11 protein-coding genes are annotated in these 15,583 nt (G+C 46.4%); 6 read left to right on the plus strand and 5 right to left on the minus strand.

The window, feature by feature from the left end; all coding sequences use genetic code 11:
* Positions 1-7: 7 nt before the first annotated feature.
* Together CSD97_RS13540 and CSD97_RS13545 are read right to left on the minus strand one after the other, a co-directional pair.
* On the minus strand, positions 8-601 hold the full coding sequence (locus CSD97_RS13540) for an RNA polymerase sigma-70 factor (protein WP_005828885.1): 594 nt from the start codon (positions 599-601) through the stop codon (positions 8-10).
* Between the two features lie 11 nt (positions 602-612).
* Positions 613-2,844: a GH92 family glycosyl hydrolase gene (locus CSD97_RS13545; RefSeq protein ID WP_016272631.1), complete on the minus strand. Its 2,232-nt coding sequence runs from the start codon at positions 2,842-2,844 to the stop codon at positions 613-615.
* Between the two features lie 173 nt (positions 2,845-3,017).
* On the opposite strand from CSD97_RS13545, the gene CSD97_RS13550 reads away from it, so the two are divergent.
* The 4 genes from CSD97_RS13550 (at position 3,018) to serS (ending at position 7,282) form a co-directional block, all read left to right on the plus strand.
* Positions 3,018-5,030, plus strand: a complete 2,013-nt coding sequence (locus tag CSD97_RS13550; RefSeq protein WP_022401695.1) for an HAD-IA family hydrolase — start codon at positions 3,018-3,020, stop codon at positions 5,028-5,030.
* 226 nt (positions 5,031-5,256) lie between these two features.
* A complete protein-coding gene (rplU, locus tag CSD97_RS13555) occupies positions 5,257-5,574 on the plus strand; it encodes a 50S ribosomal protein L21 (RefSeq protein ID WP_005828892.1) in 318 nt (105 codons plus the stop codon).
* Positions 5,575-5,596: 22 nt separating this feature from the next.
* The gene (rpmA, locus tag CSD97_RS13560; protein ID WP_005828893.1) at positions 5,597-5,866 is read left to right on the plus strand and encodes a 50S ribosomal protein L27; all 270 of its coding nucleotides are present in this window, start codon (positions 5,597-5,599) and stop codon (positions 5,864-5,866) included.
* A gap of 141 nt (positions 5,867-6,007) precedes the next feature.
* On the plus strand, positions 6,008-7,282 hold the full coding sequence (serS, locus tag CSD97_RS13565; protein ID WP_005828896.1) for a serine--tRNA ligase: 1,275 nt from the start codon (positions 6,008-6,010) through the stop codon (positions 7,280-7,282).
* Positions 7,283-7,429: 147 nt separating this feature from the next.
* Here serS and CSD97_RS13570 read toward each other — a convergent pair whose 3' ends face one another.
* Genes CSD97_RS13570 through CSD97_RS13580 form a run of 3 tightly spaced genes read right to left on the minus strand, consistent with a single transcriptional unit; the run spans position 7,430 to position 11,287 of the window.
* Positions 7,430-8,131 (minus strand): LytTR family DNA-binding domain-containing protein, encoded by a 702-nt coding sequence (locus CSD97_RS13570; RefSeq protein ID WP_005828898.1) that lies wholly within the window; start codon positions 8,129-8,131, stop codon positions 7,430-7,432.
* 1 nt (position 8,132) lies between these two features.
* The gene (locus CSD97_RS13575) at positions 8,133-9,146 is read right to left on the minus strand and encodes a histidine kinase (RefSeq protein ID WP_005828900.1); all 1,014 of its coding nucleotides are present in this window, start codon (positions 9,144-9,146) and stop codon (positions 8,133-8,135) included.
* Positions 9,147-9,151: 5 nt separating this feature from the next.
* Positions 9,152-11,287, minus strand: coding sequence for a TonB-dependent receptor (locus CSD97_RS13580; protein ID WP_005835473.1), 2,136 nt, complete (start codon positions 11,285-11,287; stop codon positions 9,152-9,154).
* A 196-nt stretch (positions 11,288-11,483) separates the two neighbouring features.
* Here CSD97_RS13580 and CSD97_RS13585 point away from each other — a divergent pair, with 196 nt between their 5' ends.
* On the plus strand, positions 11,484-13,784 hold the full coding sequence (locus CSD97_RS13585) for a bifunctional dihydroorotate dehydrogenase B NAD binding subunit/NADPH-dependent glutamate synthase (RefSeq protein ID WP_005835472.1): 2,301 nt from the start codon (positions 11,484-11,486) through the stop codon (positions 13,782-13,784).
* Positions 13,785-13,891: 107 nt separating this feature from the next.
* Complete coding sequence (locus CSD97_RS13590) at positions 13,892-15,538, plus strand: S41 family peptidase (RefSeq protein ID WP_022401697.1); 1,647 nt, start codon at positions 13,892-13,894, stop codon at positions 15,536-15,538.
* The last annotated feature ends 45 nt before the right edge of the window (positions 15,539-15,583 follow it).

Raw genomic sequence — 15,583 nt, forward strand, 5'->3', positions numbered from 1 at the left:
TCCTTCATTATGATAATAAAACAACGCTGCTCGCAAAAACACTTACTTTCCCGATGAAAAACAGAGCCAACATCAGGTTCAGATACCCCAGTTTATCACGCAGCAACTTCAAAGCTTTGTACATGTGGGCCTCCACCGTACGCAATGACACTCCCATTGTATCAGCTATCTCCTTATTCTTCATATCATGCAGATAGCTGAGCTTGAATACCATCCGGCACTTGTCCGGCAATTCATTGATGGCATCGGACAGCTTCCTCCTGAGTTCGGCATCCTCTATCCGTTTCACCACATCATTGCTGTCAGGTTGATAGAACTCAACCCTCTTTTTATGGATTTCGAGCATGACAGCCTCATAGCCACTCACAATGTCCCGATGCTTCAGAACGTTCAAGGCACGGGTATACACCGCCCTATACAGAAAAGCCTGAATCTGCTCTCCCACCTTCATGGTATCTTTCCGCTTCCACAGCTCCACGAAAACATCCTGTACCACATCTTCCGCATCTTCTTCCCCCACAATGCGTGTGGCATAGAACAGCAGGTTGGTATAATACCTGCGGAAAAGGGATTTATATGTCAAGTCGAAATGTTCATTCATATGTTAGCCGGTTATCGGGGACTGTACCATGCCTGACCTGGCTTATCCCCCATTTCAAATTCGAAAACACTTCCATCCATTATCTGTTCATGCGTAATATAACTTTTGTCATAGTTCTTACCGTTGAGTTTGACAGATTGAATGTAGCAATTTTCCTTGCTCACCGCCGGCGCCAGTACCGTAAAGGTCTTTCCACCGGGCAGGTGCATCTTCATTTCCGGATATAGGGGGGTACCGATTTCATATTTTCCACCAACCGGGTCTACCGGATAAAAGCCCATCGCACTGAACACATACCAGGCGGACATCTGTCCGCAATCCTCGTTGCCGCACAAACCGGCAGGAGTGTTCAGGTAGAGTTCACGCATCACCCGGGCTGCATATTTCTGGGTTTTCCAAGGTTGATCCACAGCATTGAACAGATAGATGACGTGATGGCTAGGCTCATTTCCATGCGCATACTGGCCAATCATCCCGGTGCTGAAAATAGGCAACTCATCATCTGCAGAAGGATTGTAAGTAAACATACTGTCCAGCTTCTGGGCAAACCGTTCCTTACCTCCGGTCAAAACTATCAAACCGTCAATATCCTGCTGCACAGACCAGAAGTATTGCCAGCCGTTGCTCTCGCAGATGTGCGGAGTATAGTCGTCCGGCGAGAAGTTCCGGATAAACTCTCCCTTGTCATCACGGGGCTGCATGAAAGAACTTACCGGATTGTAGACATTCCGGTAATTACGGGAACGCTTATAAAACTCGTCCGCAACCTCCTTATCGCCCAGCTTCTCTGCCATACGGGCTATACAATAGTCATCATATGCATATTCCAGTGTTTTAGAAAGTGACCAGTTTTCCGAATTATACTGATCTGTCACATTATAAGGAACATAGCCATATTTCTTATATAACCCAATGCCACGATAGGAATCGATATTGGCAGTAGCTACACAAGCCTCCAAGGCCTTTTTCGCATCGAAGTCCCCAATACCTTTCAGATAGGCATCTACAATAACCGGCACAGAGTGGTAACCTATCATCATATCTGTCTCGCCCCCCTGAAAATTCCATACGGGAAGGCGGCCGTTCTGTTCGAAGAAGGCGAGGAAGGACTTCACCATATCATTCACCCGTTCCGGCTCAATAAAAGTATAGAGAGGATGAGCCGCACGGTAAGTGTCCCACAAGGAGAAAGTACTGTAATTTGTCCAGCCCTCTACCCGGTGCACTTGCTTGTCGGGACCGTAATAGGCGCCGTCCACATCACTGTAAATGGTAGGAGCAATCATCGAATGATATAAAGCTGTATAGAACTTGACTTTCTCATCGCGGTCATCGCATTTTATTTCTATCCGGGACAATTGTTCGTTCCAATCATCCTGCACAGCAGCCAGGTATTTGTCGAAATCATCATCAGGTACTTCTGCTGCTAGATTACGTGCCGCCCCTTCCATACTTACACCGGAGATGGCAGTACTGACAAGAATCTGTTCTCCTTCCTTAGTCTGAAAGTCGAATCGTGCAATGACAGATGTCCCTATCCGCTTGCCTTCTTTCTCTATGGCAGCTGTATCGAGCTGCATCGCAGCAAACGGTTTGGAGAAACGTGTACGGAAGTAGAGGCGCTGGTCGCGTGCCCAACCGTCAGAGTAACGGTAACCTTGCACCGTTACCGAATCGACGGCTTCTATGTGAGAATCATTGGTAAAATCCCAATTCATGGCTTTCCGCAAATTCAGGAAAACGGCAGCATCGGCTTTTGGGAAAGTATACCGCTGAATGCCACAACGCTCGGTGGCCGTCAACTCTACATTGATATTATAATCTTTCAGACGCACCTGATAATATCCAGCGCTTGCCGACTCTTCCGAATGAGAGAACAAAGAGTGAATGCCGAGCGGAGCTTCCGCCTCCTTATAAGGCAATGTCACCGGCATAAAAGAGATGTCATACAAGTCACCAGCGCCGGTTCCGGAGAGATGGGTATGACTGAAGCCTGCAATGGTACTGTCCGGATAAAAATATCCGGAAATACGGTCCCAGCCCGGCAGTCCGTTGTCAGGACTGAGCTGCACCATGCCAAACGGCGCCTGGGCACCCGGATAGGTGTTTCCAGTAAAATCTGTACCGATAAAGGGATTCACAAACTCTGTATAAGACACACTCTTCACATCCGACACCTGCGAGGTGCATGCCAGAAAGGATGAAAAGACCACAAACAAACAACAAGATTTTATCAAATTCATAACATTATAGGGTTAACGTGTATAGTATAACAACCTAACCGGATAAAACACTTACACATCTTGTCACTTTTCTACAGAATTCATGCAAACAAAAGTAATACAAAATTCCGATTAATCCTCTTTTTTATTTTGTAAAAATATACTTTACACTATCTTTGTCACAAAAAGTCACAATGAATTACACGACCTATCTTTTCGACTTTGATTATACGCTTGCTGATTCTTCCCGCGGAATCGTCACTTGTTTCCGCAACGTACTGACCCGTCACGGATATACAGAGGTGACGGATGACGACATCAAACGTACTATCGGCAAGACTCTGGAAGACTCTTTTTCCATCCTCACCGGCGTGACAGATGCCGGACAACTGGCAGGATTCAAGGCAGAATACCGAAAAGAGGCCGATACGCATATGACTGTCAACACGGTGCTTTTTCTGGAAACCAAGTCCGTACTGACTGCACTGAAGGACTCCGGCGCTCGCATCGGAATCATCTCGACCAAATATCGATTCCGCATCAAGGAACTCCTCGACCAGCATTTTCCTGAAGATTTTATGGACATCATCGTGGGTGGTGAAGACGTGAAAGCCGCCAAGCCATCTCCCGAAGGGCTACTCCTTGCCATTAAGCGGCTACATGTCAGCAAAGCCGAGACCCTCTATATAGGCGACAGCACGGTAGATGCGGAAACAGCCCAAGCAGCCGGAGTAGACTTTGCCGGAGTCACCCACGGAGTAACCACTGCCAAAGAATTGGAGAAGTACCCACACCGGAAAATAATGAACACTTTAGAAGAACTGCTGGCAGTTCAGGAGGAGCATCCTTCCATATTCAAGATTGAAAATCCCATCCGGCCGGAAAACATGCATGCCACTTCTCTCCGGAAACAGAAAAGGATAAGTGTCTGGCAAATCCTCCTTCTAGTGACACTCTTCTGGTTGGCTATTGAAGAGCTGGACATGACCGACGACAGCAACTTCTTCCCGGTTGTCTTCATACTGACATTGTGGGGCATCCTCCAAAAAAGAAGGATACTACCCAACAAAGCAAGAACTTTCATCGACTCATGGTGGCACCCCTGCGCAGTACGCTTACGCGCATTTCACATCAAGCTGATACAAGGGAGAAAAACTCCTCCCGCTGGCAACGAAACCTGCACCTGCCTGAATTGCGGCACCACCTATACCGGCAACTACTGTAACCGTTGCGGACAAAGCCGTAACACTCCACGCTATCGGTTGAGTAACGCGCTTAAAAACATTGCCGGAGGCTTCTTCAATATAGATAATGGCTTTGGACGTACCCTTCTGGAACTCCTCTACCGTCCGGGGTACATGATTAGAGACTTCATCGGTGGTAAGCGTGTAGAGTATTTTCGCCCGTTCCAGACACTCTTCATTCTTGCAGCCCTTTATATCATGGCTGTGCAACTGGTAGACCCGGAAGCCCTAAGCAAAAAAGAAAAGACGGAAAAGACAGAGCAGACAGACAAAGAAGAAATCATTGCCGCTAAAGAGAAGCTTACCAAAAAGATGGAGAAAACCTATAGCAAAGAGGAAAAGCGAGCCCTCGCCATCACTATAAAAAGCCTGGAGAAAAGCTTGAACAAACTGGAAGAGAAGAACGACTCCACTTCTGCCACACAGGTGTCCGAACAGAACAGCGATGATGGCGACCTCATCGATGAATTTGTAAACGACACCTCGGAAGTGGGAGACAGACTGGAAAAAGTCTTACAGAACTCTCCTTTCCTAATGAAAGTATGGAATCTGATGAAGAGCTGGGGACACGGAAACAAGGCATTCCGCATCATTGCCACACTGCCTTTGTTTGCACTTGCCACCCAACTTGCCTTCCGACGCCGGAAATATAAGTTAAACTACAATACCACGGAGCATGTGTTCATACAAGCCTACATAGCTTGCCAGATACTCCTGCTGAGCATCATCGTGCTGCCTTTCAACGGGTACGCAAAGGTAGACGATTTGTATGAGCTGCCTTTATGGCTTATTTTCGTCCTATTCTGTTGGGATTACAAACAATTGTACCGCTGCACCTGGTGGAGAAGCTTTTGGCGCACTATCCTCATGCTGACTTACAGTCTTGTGCTACTCGTCATATTCGCGTGTCTTGTAATGGCGCTGATGCTGGCCGGTATCTATGTTCTGAAATTCATTTTGTAACAGAAACCATCCCTACACGGACTGTTTCTCCTTGATGAAACAGTTTTTCTCCAATAATCTAAAAGTACAATCTGCATTAAAAGAACAAAAAAGCAAAAGAACATTTGTCCATTTAGAATAAAAAGAGTACTTTTGTGCCCGATTATTCCGCACCGGGTTCGACCAAGTGCTTTCTAAGTGATTAGAGACCACCCGACGGAGCTAACTTATACATTATATATAAGAAATGTACGCAATTGTAGAAATCAACGGTCAGCAATTCAAAGCAGAAGCTGGCAAAAAGCTGTTTGTACACCACATCCAGAATGCAGAAAACGGTGCAACAGTAGAGTTTGACAAGGTTCTTTTGGTAGACAAAGACGGCAACATCACCGTAGGTGCTCCCACAGTAGAGGGTGCAAAGGTTGTTTGCCAGGTCGTATCAAACATGGTAAAAGGCGATAAAGTTCTTGTTTTCCACAAGAAAAGAAGAAAAGGTTATCGTAAGTTGAACGGTCACCGTCAACAATTCACAGAGTTAACAATTACAGAAGTAGTAGCTTAATCAATTAAAACAGTAAGAAGAAATGGCACATAAAAAAGGTGTCGGTAGTTCTAAGAACGGCCGCGAATCACAGAGCAAGAGATTAGGCGTTAAGATATTTGGTGGCGAAGCTTGCAAAGCAGGTAACATCATCGTTCGTCAAAGAGGTACTGAATTCCACCCGGGTAATAACATCGGTATGGGAAAAGACCACACTCTTTTCGCTTTAGTAGACGGAACTGTACAATTCAAAGTGGGCAAGGAAGACAGACGTTCAGTTTCTGTTATCCCTGCAGAAAATGCAGAAGCATAAGTTTCCGAACAAGAAATAAGGAAAAGGGATGCAACCTATTCGGATTGCATCCCTTTCTTTTATGTCAAAAGCAACACTTTATTTGTTTTTTCCATATCTTTGCACTCACAAAACCGAATAACATAAAAACAAGTATAAGATATGCTTACCATCAAACAAATTACAGAAAACACCGACGCGGTTCTCCGCGGACTGGAAAAGAAGCACTTCAAGAATGCAAAAGAAACCATTGCACAAGTGCTGGACTTCAATGACAAAAGAAAAGCCAATCAAACCATCCTAGATAAAAACCTGGCAGAAGCCAACTCACTCTCCAAATCCATCGGACAACTGATGAAGGAGGGCAAGAAAGAAGAAGCAGAAGCCGCCAAAAGCCGCGTGGCCGAGCTGAAAGAAGTCAACAAGGACTTGCAAGCCAATATGGACCAGGCTGCCAACGATTTGCAGACTTTGCTTTATACCATCCCCAACGTTCCCTACGACAGCGTGCCTGAAGGCGTAGGTGCCGACGACAATGTAGTAGAGAAAATAGGTGGTATGGAAACCGAGCTGCCCAAAGACGCCCTGCCCCACTGGGAACTGGCCAAGAAATATGACTTGATAGACTTTGACCTGGGTGTCAAGATTACCGGTGCCGGCTTCCCCGTATACAAAGGCAAAGGCGCACAACTGCAACGCGCACTCATCAACTTCTTCCTGGACGAAGCACGCAAATCCGGCTATACGGAAATAATGCCGCCCACAGTGGTGAACGCCGCTTCCGGCTACGGCACGGGACAGCTGCCTGACAAGGAAGGGCAAATGTATCATTGCGAAGTGGACGACCTCTACTTGATTCCTACCGCCGAAGTCCCCGTAACCAACATCTACCGTGATGTGATTCTGGACGAAAAGCAGTTGCCCATCAAGAACTGTGCATACACACAATGTTTCCGCCGTGAAGCCGGTTCATACGGGAAAGACGTACGTGGCTTGAACCGCCTGCACGAATTCTCCAAAGTGGAACTGGTACGCATCGACAAACCGGAACACAGCAAACAATCCCACCAGGAGATGTTGGACCACGTAGAAGGTTTGCTTCAAAAGCTGGAACTCCCCTACCGCATCCTGCGCCTTTGCGGTGGCGATATGAGCTTCACGGCTGCCCTCTGTTTTGACTTTGAGGTGTATTCCGAAGCACAGAAACGCTGGCTGGAAGTAAGTTCCGTCTCTAATTTTGACACTTATCAAGCCAACCGTCTGAAATGCCGCTACCGTACGGCAGAAAAGAAAACAGAGCTTTGCCATACGCTGAACGGTTCCGCACTCGCTCTGCCACGCATCGTTGCCGCCTTGCTGGAAAACAACCAGACTCCAGAAGGAATCCGCATACCAAAGGCATTGGTTCCGTATACGGGATTTGAAATAATAGACTAAGGCCATAATAGTCACGTGCAGCAATACGCCTTTGACACTTTCTTTCGGGCACGAATTACATGAATTTCACAGTTGCGGTTAGCAAAAAACGTGAAATCCATGTAATTCGTGCCCGGAGTTTTATCATGACAAGCTTCTCCTGCGCAACTACAAAGTATTCTTCAAAATACGTGCAAACACCTCCTCGCGGAAATTACGTGCCACCGGAACAGTATGCCTCCCAACTATAATCCGATTGCCATCTATCATCTCAATCTTTTCCAAATTTATCAGATATGATTTATGGACTTGCTGAAATACTCCACCAGGAAGAGCCTCTATCATACGCTTCATGGTAGAACGTACAAGCAGCTTTGTGCTTTCCGTATAAATACAGACGTAATTTTCCAGCCCCTCCACCACCAGAATATCCTTAAACAACACCTTATGCATCTGACGGTCTGAACGGACAAATATAAAATTATTAGCTTCATCCGGCCATTTCTCCTGCTGCAAAAGACCATGTACTTTATTCACCGCTTTCAGGAACCGGTCAAACGAAATCGGTTTCAACAGATAGTCCGTAACATCAAGTTCATAACCTTTCAATGCATACTGCTCATAAGCGGAAGTGATAATCACATGAGGCGGATGGGCAAGAGATGCCAAGAGTTCAAGCCCCGAAAGATAAGGCATTTCAATATCCAGAAACAACAAGTCCGGCTGCTCAGTCTGCAAAAGAGTGTTCAACTGCATAGTATCTTCACATACACCCATTAAAGAAAGGAAATCCACCTTTTCCACATAGCGTTGCAATCCTTCACATGCAGTAGGCTCGTCATCGGTTATTACACATTTTACCTGTTTCATCCTATAATTCTATCACAAGTTTTACTCTAAACAAAGTATCTCCTCTATTTATGTCCAGCGTATGACGCTCCGGATATAGCAGCTCCAGCCTGCGCCTCAGATTTTCTATGCCGATTCCATGTTTTCCTTTCTGGTGCACTAATGGTTCCGGTATAGAATTTTCAATACTAAAACACAACTTGCCTTCTTTCAGACACATATCCATAGCTATAAAATAGTTCCCTCCCACATATTTGAAAGCATTCTCCACCAACGGTACAAACAACAATGGATAAATCTCAACCTGCGCCTCCATTTCATCGAAATGCACCTGCAACTGCAGCCGCTTCGTAGCACGAAGTTTACATAGGCTGATGTATTGTTTCAGATATTCCACTTCCACACGGACTTGCACTTTCTCCCCATCATTGTATAATTGGTAACGAAGCAAATCGGACAATTGCTCAAGAGTATGCCGCGGAGCCTCATTATTCTCATCTATCTGAAAATAAACCGTATTGAGTACATTAAAAAGAAAGTGTGGATGATATTGCGCTTTAAGGAATTTCAGTTCTGTCTGGAGCTGGTCATTTTTTATCTTCTCCAACTGCAGGCGTTGAGCTTCATTTTCCTTCTGTATCATCTGATTACGCAAGAATATATAAAAGAAGCCGCCAAGCAACATACTGACTATGGCCGGAACAGGCACATCGTATAAATCAAGACTTACCCCCATCAAAAAGCGGATGACCCACATCGTCAGAAGACACCAGACGGGAACCGTCAGGACAACTACCCCGTATTCCTGCCACCATACCAACTTCCGCTTCCGGCACAAACGAAGCCAATACTTCAATAGAAAAAAGATAGGATAAGACATGAAGAGTACCACAAGCATATCCTTCAGCATGAAATTCCACTCATTACTTTCCCAATAGTATTCATGTTTCGGAATATCATTCGCCACACGAATACACAGAAAAAGAATCACGGCAAATAATGCCGGCACCAGCCACTTGTTCCACAGTCTGCCCATAACAGTTACAAATTTACTCTTTTTGTTTCATCTATTTCTTTTTTCCTTCTGCTTTCTTTTGTCTCGCTGCCTTTTTGAAAACGCCAGGCGAAAGCAATACCCAGCACACGTTTGTTGTGCCGTTCGTCAACAAACGCCTGCACACCGGGAGATTGAATATCTACTTTTTGATAATTGGTGTTGAATACATCCTTGGCAAACAAGGTAACGGTGCATCTGTTACGGAACATCTTCTTTTGGATGCCGACATTCACTTCCAGCGCCGGATGTACTGTGGCTTGTCCGTAGGCCATTCGTCCATTATAATTTGCCGAAAGTTCGGCCGACCATACGGAAGTGAAAGCAAACTGGTTCATGCAGCCGAATATCGGGGTAAACATACGGTTTTTCATTTTCTGCCCTTGCTCCGTCCAACCATAATTATTATAAATACCGATAGCGGTCAGATTCACCTTCCAAAAAGAAACAGGTGAGAGGTTGGCGGCATGTACACGCATACCCGTCTGTACATAGGAAGACAGATTCTGGGGCATTACATAGATACGCCGCCCCTCCTGTTCGCGATAGCTCTTCATGATAGCATCATCTGTATGCGAGAAAAAGAGCACTGTCTGAAACCAGTCACGATACACATACCCCAACTCTATATTATCAGAGAAAGAAGGATGCAGCTTCGTATTTCCCCCTTCATGGGTATAGTCATCAAATATATAGGTAAAAGGATTCAAATCACCATAATTGGGGCGGGTAATACGCCTGCCATACGAAAGCTGAAACAGATGTTCCGAAGTCAAACCGTATTGCAAAGCAATAGTAGGAAACAAATGGAAGTAATTCGTTGTAAACGAAGAGTCTTTCTGTTGTGTATTTCCTCCAAAATCCCCGTGTACATGGGTATGTTCCAACCTTAGACCCGCTGAGATTTTCAAGCGGTCTTTCTCATAGCCGACTTGTAGATAAGAGGCATTGATATTCTCATCATATACGAATCGGGAACCAAGTGCCCCGTCCGGCAGCCAGCCGGAAACCGACGGACGCATATAACCTGCCGTATTGTCTATCGTAACAAATGAGGTTTTGACTCCGGCCTGTAACTTCCAAACCTCACTCAATGGATAAACCGCATCTATCTGTCCGACATATAAGTCGGTATTTCCCTTCATATCCCCTTTCAATGTATCGGGCTTAAAACTATCCATCAACTGGTTTCCAACACGGTAGTAATGGAAATAATCAAAAGAAGCGCTGAGTTCTCCCCCTTCTCTTTTCAGCTTGTGCACCATACTGGTTCCGGCAGAAACATTATTCCGGTTTTGCTCCGCATGGCTGTAAGTATTTCCCGCAACTCCGGTTTCTCGGATTTCCGTAAACATGCCTGCATTTTCCCTTTGCCGGGAAAAGTTTCCACCCAATGAGACTCCCCAAACTGTCCGCTCATTGAGATAATAATCACATCCGGTACGAAAATAGTGCGAATAATTCCTACGCTTCCGGTAAGAGTCCTGCATCATCCTTCCTCCATCCCGTTCGAACGCACGGTCGATAAACAAGTCTATGACATCCTTCCCCTGATAATACGAATAGTTCAAATAAAGATTGAACTTATTCTCCCGGATATTCATGGAGGCACCTCCATAACCGCTACCCGTCCGTCCAAGACTGCCATTGCCGTTCAAGGCCAGATTCACACCGCGCAGTCTGATTTTTCTTGTACGGATATCAATCAACCCGGAGCTTCCCGCCGCATCGTGGCGTGCGGAAGGCTGGGTTATCAAGTCTATCTTATCAGCATTAGTTGCAGGAGTAGATTTCAACAGACTCATCAATTCATCTCCCGAAAGATAAGTAGGCTTGCCATCCATCAGAATCGTCGCACCGCTTTGTCCGTTCAGCAAGATATTACCATTGGAATCTATCACGACTCCCGGCAGGGAAGCAAGAACATCATAAAGACTTCCCGTACTTTGAGTGACTGACGCATCCATCCGGTAACTTGTTTTACCGGCAGATATTTCTACCAACGGGAGTTTAGCAGTTACCATAATTTCTTCCAAACGCTGGTCGGCAATCGTATCCTGCTGCGACCAAACCACCAAAGGCATACTCAATAAAATTGCCCCTAAAAAAACATTTCGATACATACTCTTCCTCATTTTTTATTTCAAAAGTAGGCAGGCTGTAGAAAGTGAACAAATTATAGTGACAAAGGAATGTTATCCAGTGACAACATGCAGTTTTACCCTATTCTTCTTTTGATATTACCAAATAACCCCTATCTTTGCAAAATCTATCAATCTGACAGTAATTGCGTAATTACACCAACAAAATTATTAGATAATGAATAAAATCATTAGCAAAGAACACTTTTCTGAAAAGGTCTTTAAGTTAGTCATTGAAGCACCATTGATTGCCAAATCACGTAAGGCAGGGCACTTTGTCATTGTACGTGTGGGCGAAAAAGGCGAACGTATGCCGCTTACCATTGCGGAAGCCGACCCGGTAAAGGGAACCATCACACTGGTGGTTCAGGAAGTCGGGCTCTCCTCTACCCGTCTTTGCGAACTGAACGAAGGCGATTATATTACGGATGTTGTCGGCCCGTTGGGACAAGCTACGCACATTGACAACTTCGGTACTGTGGTCTGTGCCGGAGGTGGTGTAGGCGTAGCTCCCATGCTCCCTATCGTGCAAGCGCTGAAAGCTGCCGGCAACCGCGTCATCACCGTACTGGCAGGACGTACCAAAGAACTGATCATCCTTGAAAAGGAGATGCGCGAAAGCTCCGACGAAGTCATTATCATGACCGACGACGGTTCCTACGGACGAAAAGGTCTGGTGACGGAAGGCGTAGAAGAAGTCATCAAGCGCGAGAAGGTGAACAAGTGTTTCGCCATCGGCCCCGCCATCATGATGAAATTTGTTTGTTTGCTGACAAAGAAATACGAAATCCCCACGGATGTATCCCTGAATACGATTATGGTTGACGGTACCGGCATGTGTGGCGCCTGCCGAATCACCATCGGAGGAAAGACCAAATTTGTATGTGTGGACGGCCCTGAGTTCGACGGACATCAAGTGGACTTCGACGAGATGCTGAAGCGTATGGGCGCTTTTAAAAACATCGAACGCGAGGAGATGCACAAGCTGGAAGAACCTCAGACCTGCCAAGCTACCGGTGAAAACATGGAAGATGAGAAAAGCCGTAATGCTGCATGGCGTCAGGAGTTACGCAAATCCATGAAAGCCAAAGAACGGACTGCCATTCCACGCGTGGAGATGAACGAGCTCGATGCAGAATACCGCTCGCACAGCCGCAAGGAGGAAGTCAACCAAGGGTTAACGAAAGAACAAGCGCTGACAGAGGCCAAACGTTGCTTGGACTGCGCCAACCCCGGATGTACGGAAGGTTGTCCGGTAGGTATCGACATCCCCCGCTTCATCAAGAACATTGAGCGCGGTGAATTCCTCGAAGCAGCCAAGACACTGAAAGAAACCAGTGCACTGCCTGCCGTCTGCGGTCGCGTCTGCCCGCAGGAGAAACAGTGCGAATCCAAATGTATCCATCTGAAAATGAACGAAAAGCCGGTAGCCATCGGCTATCTGGAACGTTTTGCCGCTGACTACGAACGGGAGAGCGGACAAATCTCCATACCTGAAATCAAGGAAAAGAACGGTATCAAAGTAGCTGTCATCGGTTCGGGTCCCGCCGGTCTGTCATTTGCCGGAGATATGGCGAAGTATGGCTATGACGTGACTGTTTTCGAAGCACTGCACGAGATTGGTGGTGTATTGAAATATGGCATTCCTGAGTTCCGCCTGCCCAACAAAGTGGTGGATGTGGAAATTGACAACCTTGCCAAAATGGGAGTAGAATTCGTCAAGGACTGTATCATCGGCAAGACGCTCAGCGTGGAACAACTGGAAGAGGAAGGCTTCAAAGGCATATTCGTAGCTTCCGGTGCAGGACTGCCCAACTTTATGAACATCCCCGGCGAGAACTCCATCAATATCCTCTCGTCCAATGAATACCTGACCCGTGTCAACCTGATGGATGCGGCAAGTGAAGATTCCGATACACCGGTTCCCTTCGGCAAATGTGTAGCCGTGATAGGCGGCGGTAATACTGCCATGGACTCCGTGCGTACTGCACGCCGCCTCGGTGCAGCGCGCGCCCTAATTATCTACCGTCGTTCGGAAGAAGAAATGCCGGCACGTATCGAGGAGGTGAAACATGCCAAGGAAGAAGGTGTAGAATTCCTGACCCTCCACAACCCAATCGAATACATTGCCGACGAACAAGGAAAAGTGAAACAAGTGGTGCTTCAGAAAATGGAACTGGGTGAGCCGGATGCCAGCGGACGCCGCAGTCCCGTACCCATCCCCGGAGCCACGGAAACCATCGACATTGACCTTGCCATCGTCAGCGTAGGTGTATCTCCCAACCCGATTGTCCCAAGCTCCATCAAGGGACTGGAATTGGGCCGGAAAGGAACGATTGCCGTCAACGATAACATGCAGTCGTCCATCCCGACCATCTTTGCCGGAGGAGACATTGTCCGCGGAGGTGCTACCGTAATCCTTGCCATGGGAGACGGACGAAAGGCAGCAGCAGCGATGAACGAACAGCTAAAAAAATAAGAATCTGTCATGAAAGGTGGAGACATACGAACTCCACCTTTTTTATTCTACTACAACCTCTTCCTCTACTTTCCCCTTCTAGCATACAATTTAAATATTTCAAGAATATGAAACGTATTTATCTATCCCTCCTTCCCTGTCTGGCTTCCCTATTGGCAAGCGCCCAAGAGCCCCTAAACGGGGATTCCCTTGCCTCAGACTTTCGGTATCTGGTAAAAGAACTGGCAGCAACCCATCCCGACCCTTACAGCGGCTTCGGAGGAAAAGTATTCTTCTACGAACAAGCTTTCCATCTGGAGAACGAGTTACGCCGGACTCCCGGTACGAAACAGACCTTTTTTGATAAGGTAAGCATTTTCCTATCCAATCTGCAAGACGGACATACCTACCTTTTACCTCCCACAGCCAATCAACAAGCAAATCAGCGTTACCTGGCACTGGAAGTACGCACCATCCCCGACGGCATTATACTTCAAGGAATCCCTGAAACGTACAAAGACTTGTTAGGTAGCCGTATCACAACCATCAACGGAGATTCTTTAGAAGAGGTACTGGCCCGCACTGCCGCTATCCAAGCCAGTGAAAACCTATATGACCGTTATGCCAATCTATGCAGGTCCATGCCTACGGAACATTTCTTGAGACAGCTTTTCCCTGAAATGAAAGACAACCTTCACCTCTCACTTCTTACTCCCGACGGCAAATCAAGAGGATTAACCCTTCCCTTATTGTCAAGGCAGGAAGTGCAAAACACACCCATGCAACACAATAACAGTTGGAAAGCTTATACAGACAAACAACTGGCCTATCAGTTCATAGACAACGACAAGCAAATAATGCTCATCAATATCAACAGTATCATGGCACGGGATAATTTTGAGTATATGCAAAAACAAGGGCTGAAAGATTTATACCGGCAAATAGGATTCTATTATCGGGATATCCTGAAACAAGATATGCCCGCCGATACCCTGCAAGCCATTCGGCAACTCCCGTCCCTTTCCGAAGTTTTCGCCCATATGCTGAAAGAGATGAAGAAGGAAGCCTCCTCCACCCTCATCATAGATTTGCGCAACAATAGCGGCGGCTGGACTCCAATTGTCCTACCCACACTTTACCAACTGTTCGGCGACCACTTCCTGCAAACGGATATGGATATAGAATTCTATCGTATCATCTCTCCCCTCTACATGCAAAAACTACAGACAAACTTACAGGATTTCAACCAAGCATACGGAACAGACTATGCCTACGGTGACTACACTTTCAGTACGGACGAAGCAGACACCACAAACATAGAACAGCGACGGACCGACTTCATTGAGAACTGTATGTCCAGTGTGCCGGAAGAATTGAGAAAGCAACAAGGAAAGGCGCTCTATACTCCGGAACACATTTACGTCATTACCAACGAACATACCTTCAGTGCAGCTTTCCACTACACTTTCTATCTGTGGAAAATGGGTGCTACCCTTGTAGGAATACCCAGCGGACAAGCCCCCAATACCTACATGGAACAAACCTTATTCCGGCTACCCTATACCGGTATGCAAGGCTCTATCTCCAACTCCATACAAATATGCTTTCCGGGCAAAGACCGGTGTGCCCACACACTTTATCCAGACTTGATGCCCACCTATCAGGATTACCAAAGATATAATTTCGATGTCCAAACTGAGATTCTGTATTTACTCGACAAGATTAAATCGGCTCCTCATTCTCATACGAACCCTGCGGGAAAGAATCAGAAGTAAAAACAAAGCCCCGTTTACAGATAAATTGCAAACGGGGCTCTATTT

The sequence above is a fragment of the Bacteroides sp. AR29 genome (assembly GCF_900217715.1).
Taxonomy (GTDB): Bacteria; Bacteroidota; Bacteroidia; order Bacteroidales; family Bacteroidaceae; genus Bacteroides; species Bacteroides uniformis.